The 14,396-nt window shown below is 46.1% G+C and carries 13 protein-coding genes; 2 read left to right on the forward strand and 11 right to left on the reverse strand.

The window, feature by feature from the left end; translation table 11 throughout:
• Positions 1-16 precede the first annotated feature (16 nt).
• From DXB18_RS04000 to DXB18_RS04010, 3 genes are all read right to left on the reverse strand, one after another.
• Entirely contained in the window at positions 17-1,489 is a 1,473-nt protein-coding gene (locus DXB18_RS04000) for a carboxylesterase family protein (RefSeq protein ID WP_182430461.1), read from the reverse strand.
• A 236-nt stretch (positions 1,490-1,725) separates the two neighbouring features.
• A complete protein-coding gene (locus DXB18_RS04005) occupies positions 1,726-3,423 on the reverse strand; it encodes a PHB depolymerase family esterase (protein WP_118542066.1) in 1,698 nt (565 codons plus the stop codon).
• Positions 3,424-3,476: 53 nt separating this feature from the next.
• Positions 3,477-4,793 (reverse strand): SLC13 family permease, encoded by a 1,317-nt coding sequence (locus tag DXB18_RS04010; protein WP_118706120.1) that lies wholly within the window; start codon positions 4,791-4,793, stop codon positions 3,477-3,479.
• Between the two features lie 132 nt (positions 4,794-4,925).
• On the opposite strand from DXB18_RS04010, the gene DXB18_RS04015 reads away from it, so the two are divergent.
• Positions 4,926-5,825 (forward strand): LysR family transcriptional regulator, encoded by a 900-nt coding sequence (locus DXB18_RS04015; protein WP_182430462.1) that lies wholly within the window; start codon positions 4,926-4,928, stop codon positions 5,823-5,825.
• Between the two features lie 59 nt (positions 5,826-5,884).
• On the forward strand, positions 5,885-6,685 hold the full coding sequence (locus tag DXB18_RS04020; RefSeq protein ID WP_182430463.1) for an IclR family transcriptional regulator: 801 nt from the start codon (positions 5,885-5,887) through the stop codon (positions 6,683-6,685).
• Positions 6,686-6,812: 127 nt separating this feature from the next.
• Here DXB18_RS04020 and garD read toward each other — a convergent pair whose 3' ends face one another.
• The 8 genes from garD to DXB18_RS04065 form a co-directional block, all read right to left on the reverse strand.
• Positions 6,813-8,330 carry a galactarate dehydratase gene (garD, locus tag DXB18_RS04025; RefSeq protein WP_118542058.1) on the reverse strand — a complete coding sequence of 506 codons (1,518 nt, stop codon included), beginning with the start codon at positions 8,328-8,330 and terminating at the stop codon, positions 6,813-6,815.
• A gap of 214 nt (positions 8,331-8,544) precedes the next feature.
• Positions 8,545-9,063, reverse strand: coding sequence for a hypothetical protein (locus tag DXB18_RS04030; RefSeq protein ID WP_147355217.1), 519 nt, complete (start codon positions 9,061-9,063; stop codon positions 8,545-8,547).
• Positions 9,064-9,405: 342 nt separating this feature from the next.
• Entirely contained in the window at positions 9,406-10,863 is a 1,458-nt protein-coding gene (gene nagE / locus DXB18_RS04040; RefSeq protein ID WP_118542052.1) for an N-acetylglucosamine-specific PTS transporter subunit IIBC, read from the reverse strand.
• 119 nt (positions 10,864-10,982) lie between these two features.
• Positions 10,983-11,234: an HPr family phosphocarrier protein gene (locus tag DXB18_RS04045; protein ID WP_118542050.1), complete on the reverse strand. Its 252-nt coding sequence runs from the start codon at positions 11,232-11,234 to the stop codon at positions 10,983-10,985.
• A 60-nt stretch (positions 11,235-11,294) separates the two neighbouring features.
• On the reverse strand, positions 11,295-11,783 hold the full coding sequence (locus DXB18_RS04050) for a PTS glucose transporter subunit IIA (RefSeq protein WP_118542048.1): 489 nt from the start codon (positions 11,781-11,783) through the stop codon (positions 11,295-11,297).
• Between the two features lie 67 nt (positions 11,784-11,850).
• Positions 11,851-12,702, reverse strand: coding sequence for a PRD domain-containing protein (locus DXB18_RS04055; protein WP_118706126.1), 852 nt, complete (start codon positions 12,700-12,702; stop codon positions 11,851-11,853).
• Positions 12,703-13,012: 310 nt separating this feature from the next.
• Complete coding sequence (locus tag DXB18_RS04060) at positions 13,013-13,711, reverse strand: radical SAM protein (protein WP_118706128.1); 699 nt, start codon at positions 13,709-13,711, stop codon at positions 13,013-13,015.
• Positions 13,683-14,324, reverse strand: a complete 642-nt coding sequence (locus DXB18_RS04065) for an ECF transporter S component (protein ID WP_243103149.1) — start codon at positions 14,322-14,324, stop codon at positions 13,683-13,685. Before DXB18_RS04065 ends, DXB18_RS04060 begins: the two co-directional genes overlap by 29 nt.
• Positions 14,325-14,396: the final 72 nt, after the last annotated feature.

Here is a 14,396-nt window from a genome sequence, read left to right on the forward strand (position 1 = left end):
AGTACCTTCTCTCCTTTTACTTTAAATATTTTCGTTCCTCAAAAAGAGGATAAAACTGCTCCAATGCCTTTAACCTTACCCCCTCCGAAACGTAAGGTTCTTTTTCCACCACCATGGTGCGACGTTTTTCCCGGTCATAAGTCAGCCACTGCGGCATGTCCGTGTAGCCCGGGCGTCCGTATCGCACAAAATTCAGCCAGGTCTGGCGGATACGGCGTGCCGTGTCTTCGTCTGCCAGTTCCTGATCTCCCCTGCCAAAAATCATCTCATACTCATTTCCATGATGGGCACGGATCTGATTTTCTTTCCGCAGCAGCGTATGGAACATGTATACATTCGAATGATACGACATTGCCTCAGCCACCAGGTTTGCCGGAACCCTCAGCCACAGGTCATTCTTAATATCCATATAAATTTCTTCCAACGGCTTTTCCGGTTCCTGTCCATGCAGGAAGCGGATTGTTTCTTCCATATCCGGCACTTTTTTTCCGCACTGGTTCTGCAGGAATTTTCGTTTTTCCTCCATGTTTTTATCCCGGAACTGCTGGTCATATTCGCCGCAGCAGGTACCGATCATGGCAGTGATTCCTGCCGCATTTCCCTGGACCAGTTTCTCAAAACTGTGCTTTGGAATCACGATATCATCTTCCACAACCGAAAATGCTTTCCGGTCTTCATCGAAAAAGTCAGATTGCTGAAGTTTGATCTGGGCATCCAGAATCTGTTCTGCCGGGATTTTTAAAAGTTCCTCTAAGGAAGGATTCCCTAAAATATCCAAAAATACCTTTGCCGCACCGAGGCTGTTTTCCCAGGAAGTAATACCAATATCCACAGCGAACGAGCTGTGCATGATTGCTTTCTTAAAATAACGCTCCGGCTCTTTCATAAGAAGCTGGGCGGAAATATTGCTCGATCCTGCCGAATGTCCAAATACCGTAACATTGTCCGGGTTTCCTCCAAACGCTGAAATGTTTTCCCGTACCCACTTTAATGCAGCCTGCAGATCCAGGCGCGCCAGATTGTTGCTGTAACGGTATTCCCCGGTCTTGTCAATTTCCGAAAGATTCAGACTTCCAAATACACCAAGCCGGTAATTGATGGTTACCAGGATCAGATCCGGATTTTCCCCGATCATCCGGTCTCCATGGAACATCTCGCGGCTCGCTCCGCCTTTGATGTAAGCGCCCCCGTAAACCCAGACCAGAACCGGCTTGTTCGTGCGAACCAGATCCGATGTGTAAACATTTAAATACAAACAATCTTCGCTCTGTTCCAATCCGGCATAACGTTCATCGTAAATCTGCACCGGAATCGGTCGAAAAGTGCCTGCATCAAAATGCTGCTTACTGTTTTCACATTCGATGGGTTCCCGCCAGCGCAGTTTTCCAACCGGCGGTTTTGCAAACGGGATTCCCTTAAAAGCAAGAACACCATTCGGTTCACTGACACCCGTAAAGATTCCTTTTTTGGTTGTAACCTCAGGTCTCACGTATTCCCCCTCTTTCTCTATTCATTTTTCACAAATCAACTGTTTATTTTCGTTTCGTTCTATGCACAATATACAACGCATCTTTTGTTTTGTCAATATGCGCGTATCGATATTTTATGTGCTATATATTTATTAAAATACATTGGTGTATTAATATTAATACGTTTGTTTTTTGAAATGGACGTATTTTTGTCTGTTACACAAAAATACGTCCAAACATTCGGAATTTTCAAGATTTAATTTTTTACGATTATTTTTTTCATATAAACACTTTCTCCTGCTTCATTTCTACTGAACTTTGAAAAGAATTCATCGTAAAAGAACCAGGAGTCCTGTGGAATGCTGGTGTGCGGTTTATATTGGACTGTTGTAAATCGTACAAACGGAACTCCGACCGGGTCGAGATATACTTTATTCCAGTATAATCCATCGGTATAATCGCAGCTGTCATCCCAGGCAGAAGTTTCATTGCGCTCTGTCCAGTATTCGATATTTAATCTCGCTTTTTCGTTGGTAGCAAAATCTCCTCCGCCGCGGTCATTTTCCCCAAGAATGATCCAGATTGGCATCTTATAACCTTCAACTACGCCTGGAGAATCATAATATCCGAAGAAACCTCCCTTCAGCACACCACCGGTCGCTGCACCTGCCGCAAATATTTCCGGCATGGTCAGTAGTACTCTCTGGCACATGCATGCCCCCATAGAATGTCCTGTCGCATAAATTCGGGAAGCATCTATTGCATAGCGCCCTTCAATATTTTCAATTACAGTACGGACAAAAGTCACATCATCCTCAATATCCTGTGCTCCGCAGGCATTCCATGCCGGATGGGGCACTGCATTTTTTTCCGCCCGACGACGCAACGCACCTGTTGGAAATACGACTGCAAAATTTCTGCATTCCGCCACTTTGATCCATTCTGTGCGATACATAGCTGTAAAACCATTGTTATCACCCCCATGAAAACAAACTACAAGCGGAATTTTTTGATCTGGATTTCTTTTTGCTGCTGTCGGAATATACTCATACCATTCTCTGCAATAACCTCCAAGATCAATGGTTTGCCGTTGTGCATGCCAGTCTTCTGCTGTGCGGTACGGACGAAGGTCACCATTGTAGATAGCTACAGTCCGGATTGTTCTGGAAAGAAATGACTCCCAGATTCGGGACGTACACTCCGGTGTTTCAAAACTTCTTCCAACATCTACCGTCACATACAAATCTGCTCCGGTCTGCTCATTGATCAATGAATTCAGCGTATTCGCTGCCGGATGATAATGAATCGTAGTTTCATCGATGTATTCTTCCGTTCCAATCTGGTTTGCCTCTTTCCAGTAATGAACTACCTGTTCCTGCGTTTTTGTCATCTCATCGGTCCATAACCAGAGTGGCATCGGAACCTGATTTTTTTTCACGAAGGATACATCAGATTCCTGACTTCCTATTTCCACCAGATATTCCTGATCTAATCCGAAATTTTGGAAACAGACAGCACCAGCCCAGAGCTGCGGTCTGTTAACAATTTCTTTTTGCACGACCAGGCTTCCAGTTCCGTATCCAACCAGATAACAGACTGCCTTATTGATCGTATAATATTTCTGATCTCTTCTCTCCTCAAAGAATTTATGGTAATACGCTTCCCCCTGGTTTCCTTTCGCAAGCAAAAGAATCACCGAATCTTTCTCTGCAATATCCAGCCATCCAGTCTTCTTCAAACATTCATCCACCGAACTTTCCCGATCCATCACAATCAGTACAGCACGATCAGAATGATATGCTTTCTGCGGAATGTAAACATAATATTGTTCCGTATTCTCTCCATTCGGAATACTGCGCTGATACAAACCCTGGAAAAGGATTCTGTATGGATCCTGTTTATCAATCAGCTCATAGGCTCCGGACAGATCATCCGGAAATTTTTTTATCTCCATTGTTGTCAAGCCTCCTCATTTCGTTCATATCATTGATTCCAGGAACTTCTTATTTATACCAATCCAAGATGAATGCAAAGTGGGAACCAGATCAAAAAGGATACTAAAAATACCATGGAAGGAATCAAAGCACCAAGGAAGTATTCTTTCATCTTAAAATTTCCGACCGTAAACGCATACAGCTGTGTAGAAGATGCCATTGGTGTTAAAGTAGATAAAGAAGAGCCATAGTGTGCTGCTAAAAGGGTAAGTCTCGGATCAACTCCCAAAGCCATGCCAATTGCAACAGACAATGGGCGGAATACAGCACCAACTGTACGGTTACTGCAAAACTGCGTAATCACAAAGGTTACTACAAAAATTAATGCAGTTACAAGAATTGGATTACTTACACTGCCAAGTACAGAAGAAGACCAGTCTGCAATCAGATCATTAATTCCTGCATTTGTCATGGCCTGACCAAGACATACCGTACCTCCATAAACAAACAGAGTATCCCAATGAACTGCCTTTAACGCTTCTTTATAAGTAACCACCTTAGTAAGAAGTCCTACCAGAATGCAGCAGCCTGCAATCATATAGACATCAATATCAAAGACTGCAGATCCTACAATAATGAATACCGCACCACCGAAGAACAAAAACATTCCAAGTTTATCCTGAAATGGAGTCAGCTGACGTTTTTTCTTTTCATCCTTGCTTCCTTTACTTTCCAACGCAGATTCATTGATTTCTGTGTTTCCCTCTTTGCAGTACAGCTTATATCCTACAAAATAAATAAACGCAAAATAAATCAAAAATGTAGGTACTTTTGCAATAAACGGATCCATCATGCGGAAGCGCTGCGTTGCACCTGCAGCCTCCAAAAATCCGTTAAACGTGAGGTATGCTGTCAGAGCACCACCTACCGGTAATACGTTATTACTGGTATTTGCTACATCCGTACAAGCTTTAATCGTATTTTTAACCGGAAGATTTACATCTTTTGCCACCGCAATTACAATTGGAAGCATAATAGCCATTGCACTGGACGGGTTTGTAAATGTAGACAAGACCATGCTCATCAGCATGGAGGCCAGAAGGACATGTTTTTTACCATTTTTACTGGAAGCAATTTTGGTAGAAACAAATACCCGTAATCGTTCCAGAAAAGAAGTCTGTCCTAAGATTCCTCCAAGAATAAACAATGTGAACAGCGAAACCGTTGTGGAACTGGAGAATCCTTCAAACGCTTCCTTAAAGGAAAGCACACCCGTCATTTGCAGAAACATCGGAACAAACAATGCACTTGCCGCAATCGGTATGACATTCGAAAAGAATGCGATGATCATAACAACCGTTATGATTAAAACAATAAGTGCCTGTGACATAGAAAAGCCCCCTCTTCTTGTGTATTTTTATACTATAACTATACTTTTCCTTGCACTTTTTGTCTATTTTCCATATAATAAGGGTGTCATAAGCAAACGTTAAGGGTATTTCGATGATTGGAGATGTTACGAATGAAAATCAGTGATATGGATGCCATACTCAAAGTCATCCAGCTAAATGGACTTGCACCAGCGGCCGATGCGCTATTTCTTACACAGCCTGCACTCAGCCAAATCATCCGGCGGGTAGAATCCGAACTTCATACTACACTTTTTATCCGCCGTCCTGGAAAATCCTTTGAACTTACAGAAAGCGGAATGCAGTTTGCTGAAACAGCCCAGCAAATATGCGATACCTATCAGGAATATTTGAAGACTCTTGAGCCAAATACGTCACCTCTTCGTATTGGAATTTCTTCGCATTACGGGAATCAGATCGTGCGTGCATTTTCTGACTCTGATCCTGATTTTTCAGAAGCCTCCTATGATTTTGTTGAAATCAATTCCAATAAAGAACGGGAACTCGCCGTACAAAACCATACTCTGGATCTTGCCACACTCCGGCTGCCGACACTCACAAGCGGACTAACCTGCAAAATTGTGTATCGTGAAAAGCTCGGCATCTGGCTGCGGAAAGGTTCACCCGCAGAAGCACTGGCTCAAACAGTTCCCGGAGAAAAATACCGTGTACTTCCAATTTCCGCATTGAATCAGGAACCTATGGCGCTGCCATCAGCCAGCAGCCGCATGCATGCTTGTATTGAACGGATTTTAAAACGTTATCAGATTACCCCATCCTCTACCTGTTCTTTTTCCAACATGTCCTATATCATGCTGATGGCTGAACAGGGGAAGTACAATACCATCAGTCGGGCTCCAAAACCAAATCAGAATGATGAACGTTTTTTTCTCATGACACCATGTGAAGAAACCTATGATCTTGCGATCGTTTATCATCCAAAATCCAAGAGGCTTCGTGATATCGAAAAGGTGTATCATATGCTTCTTTCATATTACAGTTCCATGACTTGACTTTCCAACATTTGTGTCCTAATATGAATACACTTATACATTTCAAAGGAGTTAATCCCATGCAAAAAAAAGAATCCAATTCCTCCCAGCAGTCCATCGAACGTGCTTTGAAACTGCTGAACATTATGGCAGATAACCGGACTGCGCTCACCGTCACCGAGATCAGCCGCCTGCTCAATATATCCAGAAGTACCGCCTATGCCATGTTAAACGTCATGACGGAAATGAACTATCTCTCCCGCGATCCGGAAACCGGAAAATATTTTCTGGGTTATCAGGTATTCATTCTCGGTTCGCGTGCCAGAATCCGCTACAGCCACCTGCTCGCCTGCGATACCTTACTGGTCAACATTCTTCCGCAGATCAGCGTTCCATTTAATACCATCAACATCATGGTGTTGGAACAGGACTATAAAGTACTGCGTTTCATTACCAAATGGCCATCCCTGCTTGCCAGCTCCAGCAACCAGTTTTCCCAGCAGCGTGTCCATCCCTGCTATTGCACTGCTTCCGGCCGGATTCTTATCTCTGAATTTCCGGAAGAAGAGCAGAGAAAGATTCTGGAGTCCCAGAATCTTTATGCGTACACTTCCTCTACCGTTACCGATATAGATCAGTTAACGGACATCTTAAAAAAGATTCCCAAACAAGGTTACACCGTAGAGGTAGAAGAATACGCAAACTTCGAAATCAATGCCGCTGCCCCGATCCGCGATTACTCTGGTAAAATTGTTGCTGCTGTCAATATCTGCGCATCCAAGCTTGTTTACCAGAACCGTACCCAGGAATATACCCAGCTTTTACTTGCGCTCAGCCAGGAGATGTCTTCCCTGCTGGGATATCAGGGGCATATGGCTTAAAACCGCGGCATATTCTATTATCTAATAAACATCTGCTGTCTCGCAGATACAAAAATGGAGCTGGTAAGCTGCCTTTCGGCAGCTTACCAGCCCCTGTTAGATTAACACGATTATGATTTTATTTCGATCAGGTTATCGGTGCCGGGTTGAAGATGCACATGTCGTTGTGGAATCCGTACTGATCGCTGTACGGCTGCTTGATTCCGCTTGCCACATCCAGGATCATGTCAAAGATCTGCTGTCCGACATCTGCGATGGTCTTTTCACCGGTAGCTACGTCACCTGCAGAGATATCGATTAAGTCGAACCAGTGGTTCTTCAACTCGTTACGGCTGCAGACTTTGATAACCGGGCTGATATCCAGACCATACGGGGTTCCGCGTCCGGTCATGAATACCTGAAGGCCGATACCACTTGCAACCTGGCTCGGTCCGCAGACAATGTCGCTGGCCGGGGTTGCTGCATAGATCAGACCGTGCTTGGTCGGCTTCTGAGCCGGGGAAAGTACTTCCACGATCTGGCTGGTACCGCTCTTTGCGATACTTCCCATTGCTTTCTCTACGATGTTTGCAAGTCCGCCTGCCTTATTACCAGGAGTCGGGTTTGCATCACGGCCTACGCCGCCTTCTGCAAGGTACTTGTCGTACCATTTCATCTCTTCTGCCAGACGGTCACGGGTGTGGGCATCCGGGCAGCGCGCTGCCAGCATATGTACGCCGTCACGAACCTCGGTAACCTCACTGAACATAACGGTAGCACCGCCGCGAACCAGCATATCTGCTGCGTAGCCGGCACTCGGGTTCGCAGAGATACCGGAGAATGCGTCGCTTCCGCCGCACTGCATACCGATTAACAGATCGCTCAGCGGCAGTTCTTCACGGGTTCTCTTGTTCAGCTTCTGCAGTTTCTTCTCTGCCATTTCCAGGATTGCGTTCATCATAGCATCATGACCTGCATAGTCCTGAAGAGTCAGAACGTTCTCCGGGGTGATGTCCTCCGGCGGAAGTACGCGGTCATAGGTCAGCTTCTCACAGCCAAGGCCTACTACCATGATCTCACCGCCAAAGTTCGGATGACGGATGACATTGGTGATCGCACGGATCGGGATATAAGCTAACGGTGCATTGATTGCAACACCACAGCCATACGGATGGGTCACTGCTACAACACCATCTACATTCGGATACTTCGGGAGCAGTTCTTTTTTGATACGCTCTACTGCTACCTTTACTACGCCAGCCGCACACTGAACAGTAGTTACGATACCCAGAAGGTTTCTCGTACCTGCCGGACCCTCGGCGTTACGGTAACCCATCCAGGTGGTTCTGGTCGGCATCGGAAGTTCCTCCATCGGAACCAGATTGGTGCCGTACTCCATATCGTCTACAGACGGGCTCTGCGGGAGATCCAGCATATGCTCATTGATCCAGTCGCCTTTCTTGATATCGTTGATTGCATAGCCGAGAACCACACCATAACGGATGATCTCGCCGCCTGCCGGGATATCGCACAGGGCAATCTTATGAGCCTGCGGAATGTCCTGATTGGTCACAAGACCTTCCATAACTTCTGTTCCAGCCTTCAGATCCTGAACGGCTACAACGACGTTATCCTGGTCTTTGATCTTGACATACAAACGTGCCATACATTTCCTCCTTCTTCGTTTCACACTGCCGCACGGTGCACAATTCGTATTTTCTGTCATGATTTTCATTCATGATTCCGATTTTTCCATCACGCATCCATGCTTTGCAGCACTTTAACTCCTTGTTGATAATCCCATTATAATGCAGGAAATGTTATAAGTAAAATTAATTCTTTTTTTCAAAAACTTAGTTTTTGTAAGTTTTTGTTTTTCCTTATTCGTACAGGTTCAGCACAATTTTTGTGGACTCGTCTTTCGCTGTTCCGGTCCGTTTATCGACCTCAAATGTCTTCAATGTGCTTCCAATTTCGTCCGGGCGGTCTTCCTCCTGCAGCACGACGGTATATCGGTACTGGCTGGAACTGTCGACTCTGTAATGCAAAACGACGTCCTCCGAAATTTTCCGGTTAAACCATCCCTGCCTGTTCACTGCATTCTCAACCAGATAACAGACTGAAGTCTGATCCAGCGCCGGATGACTGTTCCAGACACCGGTCTCCGGCTCCAGATAATACCAGACGCCGTCAATCTTCTGCCAGCCTGTCGCATGACTTCCATCGTCCTCTGCGTAGGTCCAGTCCCCGTTTTCAGCCTGCTGCCACTCTGCCGCATAAGCTTTCATCTCGGTTTCCGTACCCACTGCAAAAACAACTGCACTTCCGATTGCCAGCAAACATGCTCCTGCAAAAATTCCTCTCATGGTCTTTTTCAATTCTTTCTGTTTCAATTTCATAATGATCGCCCTCTTCTTTCTCTCTGTCGTGGCCGCAATGATTTCTGGTTTCAATTCTCTTCTCAATTTCCTTCTCAATTCTGTTTCAGGTGCTGATTTCCATTTCACTTTTTATGATTTCCCAGGCATCTGACTGGATCTTTCTTCTTTCACTGTACCTGATTCTAACAGACAAATATGACCTTTCTGTGAAAGATCGCTGCATTTTTTATTTTCCGGAAAGAAAAAGAGCCTTCCCCATAAAGAGGAAAGCCCTTTCGCGTATCTATCTTCGGAAAGCGATCTTTTTCAGAAAGCAGTCGTTTCTGGATCGCCATCTTTTCGGAAACCTGGAGGATCTGCTTACTTGCAAAGTTTCTTGAATTCATCTGCCACAAACTGTACCTGGGTTCCAATGATGACCTGAACAGAGGTCTTGCTCGGACGTATCACACCTGCCACACCGGCAGATTTGATGACTTTTTCATTTACCTTTGTGTAGTCTTTGACTTCCAGGCGGAGTCTGGTAATGCAGTTGTCGATGGATGCCACATTCTCCGGACCGCCAACACCTTCCAGAACAATCTTTGCGACTTCCGTGTAGTTGTTGTTGGACAGGGTTACTTTCGCTTCCTCTGTTTCATCATCCTCACGTCCCGGAGTCTTTAAATCAAATCTAGTAATTACAAAGCGGAACACAACATAATAGAGAACACCAACCGCCAGACCAACCGGGATCAGCATCCACGGATTCTCTGCCAGCGGAGTGAAGGAGCTAAGCACCATATCAACTGCACCGCCTGAGAATGAGAAGCCTGCACGGATCGGAAGTGCAACGGTAATGCCGGCAGTGATACCTGCTAACAGCGCATGTACGACGTAAAGGCCAGGAGCCAGAAACATGAAAGAAAACTCGATCGGCTCGGTAACGCCGGTAAAGAACGAACAGAATGCTGCAGATGCAAGCAGTCCGTAAACCATTTTCTTTTTGCCCGGCTTTGCAGTCTGGTACATCGCGATACATGCTGCCGGAAGACCAAACATCATGAACGGGAAGAATCCGGTCATGTACATACCCGTCTGTCCGTAAACACCGGTGTTGCCCCAGAAATTACTTAAATCATTGATTCCGGCTACATCAAACCAGAATACGGAATTCAATGCATGATGCAGACCGAACGGAATGAGCAGGCGGTTGAGGAATGCATAAATGCCCGCGCCCAGAGCGCCCATGCCAATAAAGGCCTCACCCATGGTAACCAGTGCACCGTAAACCAGCGGCCATACAAAGAACAGAACCAGCGCTGCAACGATGGAATACAGCGCGGTGAAGATTGCAACGGCACGCTTGCCGCTGAAGAATGCCAGTGCATCCGGAAGCTTCACGTTTTTGTATTTGTTATAGCAGGTTGCACCGATCAGACCGGATACGATACCAACAAACTGGTTCACGATCTTGCCAAACGCCGGCGCTGCCTCATGCCCGGTAATACCAGCCACGGAACCGCTGCTTAAGAGCGTGGTGATCATGTACATGGAAACAAGACCTGCCAGACCGGCTGTACCGTCTGCATCATCTGCCATCCCAACTGCCACACCGATGGCAAACAGCCAGGACATGTTGTCGATCAGGGCACCGCCTGCCTTAATGAGGAACAGACCGATGGAATAGCCAAGGCCACCCGCAGTAAACCCCTGAACTTCACCTGCCATTGCCGCAGGTGCCAGAATGTATCCGATTCCCATCAGGATACCACATACCGGAAGACATGCTACCGGAAGCATCAAAGCTTTGCCCAGTCTCTGGAAAAACTTCATCATAATGTAAAACCCCTTTCTTTTTCGCCTTTCGGCTTTTTTCTTTTTGTATTTGAACCACTCCCCAATGGCTGCAAATCATCTTTTGCTTGCGAAAGCAGACAGCAATCTGCACAGCTGTATCACGTGCGCAGAATCTGAGCAATCGTATCAACCGCCGTTTTCGCTTCTTTTCCCTCCGCATGAATTTCAATCACACTGCCGGACGGCGCTTCTAATGCCATAAGCTCCAGGATACGGTCTGCACGCGCCGTTTTCTCCCCATAAATAAGCGACAAGTCCGCGTCAAGCCTGGTCGCCGCCGCCATAATGCGTGCACAATTCCGTACATGAAGTCCCTCCGGATCTTCCACCTGTACCGTTGTGTATTTCATACTAAAACAGTCTTCCTTTCGTTACCCGCATTTGTGCATGGAACATCTGATTCTTGCTTTTTATAAAGAAATAACCGGATCTCCTGCTTTTACCACCATTCCGGTGCTGCATACCATATCCGGGAAATCCGGCGTATTGCAGACGATCACAGGCGTCACCACATCATACCCGGCTGTACGGATCTGTTCCAGGTCTGCCGTGATCAGAAGATCGCCCACCTGTACCCGGTCTCCCTGCTTTACGTGCGTCTGGAAATACTGACCCTTTAACTGAACCGTATCCAGACCAATATGAACGATCAGTTCTGCACCGTTATCTGCTTTGATGCTGACTGCATGCCCTGTTTCAAACAGCACCGTTACCTCACCGGATACCGGTGCACGGAATGCTCCTTCTGACGGAATCAGTGCAACGCCTTTTCCCAGGATTCCCTGTGCAAAAGCAGGATCCGCTACTTCGCTTAACGGAATCACCTTTCCCGCTGCCGGAGATAACACCTCTGCCTGTTCTTTCTTTCCTCCAAACATCTTTTTTAATGCCTGAAACATAACAAGTCCCCCTTCTTTTTGAAACATGATCCCAGTTTTTTCTGATGAGATCACATGATTCTGTATTTCAGATTTTATCTTCGCTGCCGCTAAACCGTATCCTTCTAATATGAACAGACAAATACGAGATTTCTTCCGCTGACACCCGATGCCCATAGGTCTGCAGGATAAATTCCTGGATTTTTCTGCCGCAGGCATATTCTTCCGGATACATCTGCCGGATCATGGCATGGAATTCTTCCAGCCCGGTCCCTTCCTCCAGCGACTCTCCACTGTAGATCCGGTGCGCCAGGAAACGCAGATGGGTCACCATGCGACCATAGCTTGCTGAGTTCGGGTCCATTTCTATCTGAAAATATTCCTCTACCATCTGCAGTACATCGTGAATAATTTTCGTCATATCGATGGTGTCCCGCATCCGGGTGTTATACTCCGCATTTACACTATGAAGCGCAATGGACGCCGCCTCATCAACCGGAAATGAAATTCCCAGTCTGCGCTCGATCAGGTCAATGGCGAACATGCCAATGACATATTCCTCCCGGTAAAATGTCCGGATCTCGCCCAGCAGCGGATTGGCAAACATCATCTTTTTTTGATAGCGCTCAATGGCAAAATTGATATGATCTGTCAATGTCAGGTAAATATTATGATTTAATTTTTTGTCCATAACGCCTTTCGCGTACTGGATCACTTCGGCAGAAATCTGCAGACGCTCCGGCGGCAGCTTCTGTACCAGATTTTTGAACTGATCCATGACGTCTGGATTCTCCAGCCGGAACACTTTCTCAATCTGATCTTTTGGAATTTCCATACCGGCACGGATCTGAAATCCAATTCCGCGTCCCATCACAACAACTTCTCTGCCATTTTCCAAAGCACTGATCACATTGTTGTTGATCACTTTCTCTACTGTCATACCCATAACCCCACATAGACCAGTACACGCTCTGCCGTTCACACATGCGCGTCCAGCAACACTCCCTCTCACATTGTCCTGATCCATTTAAAATAAAAAACCAATTCTGAACAAATATCTGCATCACAAACTATCAAATACTGTTCAAAATTGGTTTTGCCTGCTTCCCAGTAACAATCCAAAATTGTTATATTCAAATCATGTTGTCTTAACTCTACCACATTATCTACAACACGTCAACATGTTTTTGTTTTTTCTTTGTCAATTTTATACAATCGGCAAAATCTCTGCCTGTGAACAATAACCGCACTCAACCCACGCCGAAATCCGTGATCTCATACAGCACCTCCACAGCCGGATCATCCAGGAGCCACCGGTATTCCTTCATAAACCATCGCACTAGTTCCTCATCCCGTCGGATCGGAGTAGTATTGTTATTGTAGACATTCACGGTGCCCAGCTTGAAATACCGTTTTAAGTACTCGATATCCCGGGCGATCATCTCTTTCGTCTGCCCTTTGATTCCTACCATCAGACAGGGCGAATCGAAGTATCGCGCCACTTCCTCCGGACCGGAAAAATCGGCATGCTTGTTCAATACTTTTTCCCGGAAATCGTGATCAAACGTCTCCACGCCGATCTTAAAGACGATCGGCACCGGCATCCGCTTTCGCATCTCATCCAGCTTATGCCGGTAAATCCAGTGCGCTTCAAAAAACAGCTTCTGGATGTTCTTTTCTTTTATTACCTGTGCAATCCGGTCTAACGTCTGCTCCGGCAGTTCAAAACAGCTCGCCGAATCAATGACCTCCAGCACACCGAATTCTCCGGTTACCAGATCCAGTACGCGGTGATTCAGCTCCACCATAGACGCTTCATCCCGGCTGTTGTCTGCGATATAATCGCAAAATGCACACTTTCCCCAGGCGCAGGGAAATCCCTGTAAAAGACAGATTTCTCTCTGGTTCTTATTGGTTATCTTACTGTATCGTTCGGTTGGAATTCCCATAACTTCCCTCTTTCACTCTTTCATTTTTATTTCGTTTCCAAAGTGTACGCAGATCCTGCGGAAGCACCTGCAGAACTGCCACAGCCAACGCAAGCGCGATCACCCGGTCCAGATAATCCGTTAAAATCTGCACTGCAAAAATGCTTCCGGTCATGCCAAGCGGAGTTTTTGCAAGTAATTGCACCAGAATGGAAGATCCGGAAGAAGTCACACCGCCAAACAATACGGCATTGATCACAGAACTTACCAGAGTTCCTGGAACTGTGATCAGAAAAGCTCCGGTCAGAATCTGGCGTTTGCGTACATTCCGCTCACTGAGCAGACTCTTCATAACCATTCCGGCGATGCCCGCCATCAGTCCGGTGATCATACCGACCGGTGCGAAATACAAAGAATAAATATCGGTTGTCATACCAAGAATGATGCCGCTTAAGAGATTCGGCAGCATGCCGCAGAGCGGTCCCATCCAGAGACCGGTTAAAATGGTTCCGATACTGTCTAAATAAATCGGCAGGCGAAGCATCAGCGCAAGCTGGCCTCCTGCCACATTGATGCACACCGCCATAGCCAGCATGCAAAGCTGTAAGGTTGTCATGTTTCTAGTTCGGTTCATGTGTGTAATCCTCTCTTTTTCTCAGAATTTTGTCTTGCCCTTCGTTATTCGATCTATTCAATCACAATGCGC

Source organism: Clostridium sp. OM02-18AC (assembly GCF_003481825.1).
GTDB lineage: Bacteria > Bacillota > Clostridia > Lachnospirales > Lachnospiraceae > Brotaphodocola.

What these genes read in the sequence shown, in the direction of transcription:
- nagE (WP_118542052.1), bottom strand. Translation starts at nt 10,863, where the DNA reads ATGATGAAGTTTTTCCAGAGACTGGGCAAAGCTTTGATGCTTCCGGTA.
- DXB18_RS04015 (WP_182430462.1), top strand. Translation starts at nt 4,926, where the DNA reads ATGAAAATCAGTGATATGGATGCCATACTCAAAGTCATCCAGCTAAAT.
- DXB18_RS04005 (WP_118542066.1), bottom strand. Translation starts at nt 3,423, where the DNA reads ATGGAGATAAAAAAATTTCCGGATGATCTGTCCGGAGCCTATGAGCTG.
- DXB18_RS04060 (WP_118706128.1), bottom strand. Translation starts at nt 13,711, where the DNA reads ATGGGAATTCCAACCGAACGATACAGTAAGATAACCAATAAGAACCAG.
- DXB18_RS04010 (WP_118706120.1), bottom strand. Translation starts at nt 4,793, where the DNA reads ATGTCACAGGCACTTATTGTTTTAATCATAACGGTTGTTATGATCATC.
- DXB18_RS04050 (WP_118542048.1), bottom strand. Translation starts at nt 11,783, where the DNA reads ATGTTTCAGGCATTAAAAAAGATGTTTGGAGGAAAGAAAGAACAGGCA.
- DXB18_RS04030 (WP_147355217.1), bottom strand. Translation starts at nt 9,063, where the DNA reads ATGAAATTGAAACAGAAAGAATTGAAAAAGACCATGAGAGGAATTTTT.
- DXB18_RS04045 (WP_118542050.1), bottom strand. Translation starts at nt 11,234, where the DNA reads ATGAAATACACAACGGTACAGGTGGAAGATCCGGAGGGACTTCATGTA.
- DXB18_RS04055 (WP_118706126.1), bottom strand. Translation starts at nt 12,702, where the DNA reads ATGACAGTAGAGAAAGTGATCAACAACAATGTGATCAGTGCTTTGGAA.
- DXB18_RS04020 (WP_182430463.1), top strand. Translation starts at nt 5,885, where the DNA reads ATGCAAAAAAAAGAATCCAATTCCTCCCAGCAGTCCATCGAACGTGCT.
- garD (WP_118542058.1), bottom strand. Translation starts at nt 8,330, where the DNA reads ATGGCACGTTTGTATGTCAAGATCAAAGACCAGGATAACGTCGTTGTA.
- DXB18_RS04065 (WP_243103149.1), bottom strand. Translation starts at nt 14,324, where the DNA reads ATGAACCGAACTAGAAACATGACAACCTTACAGCTTTGCATGCTGGCT.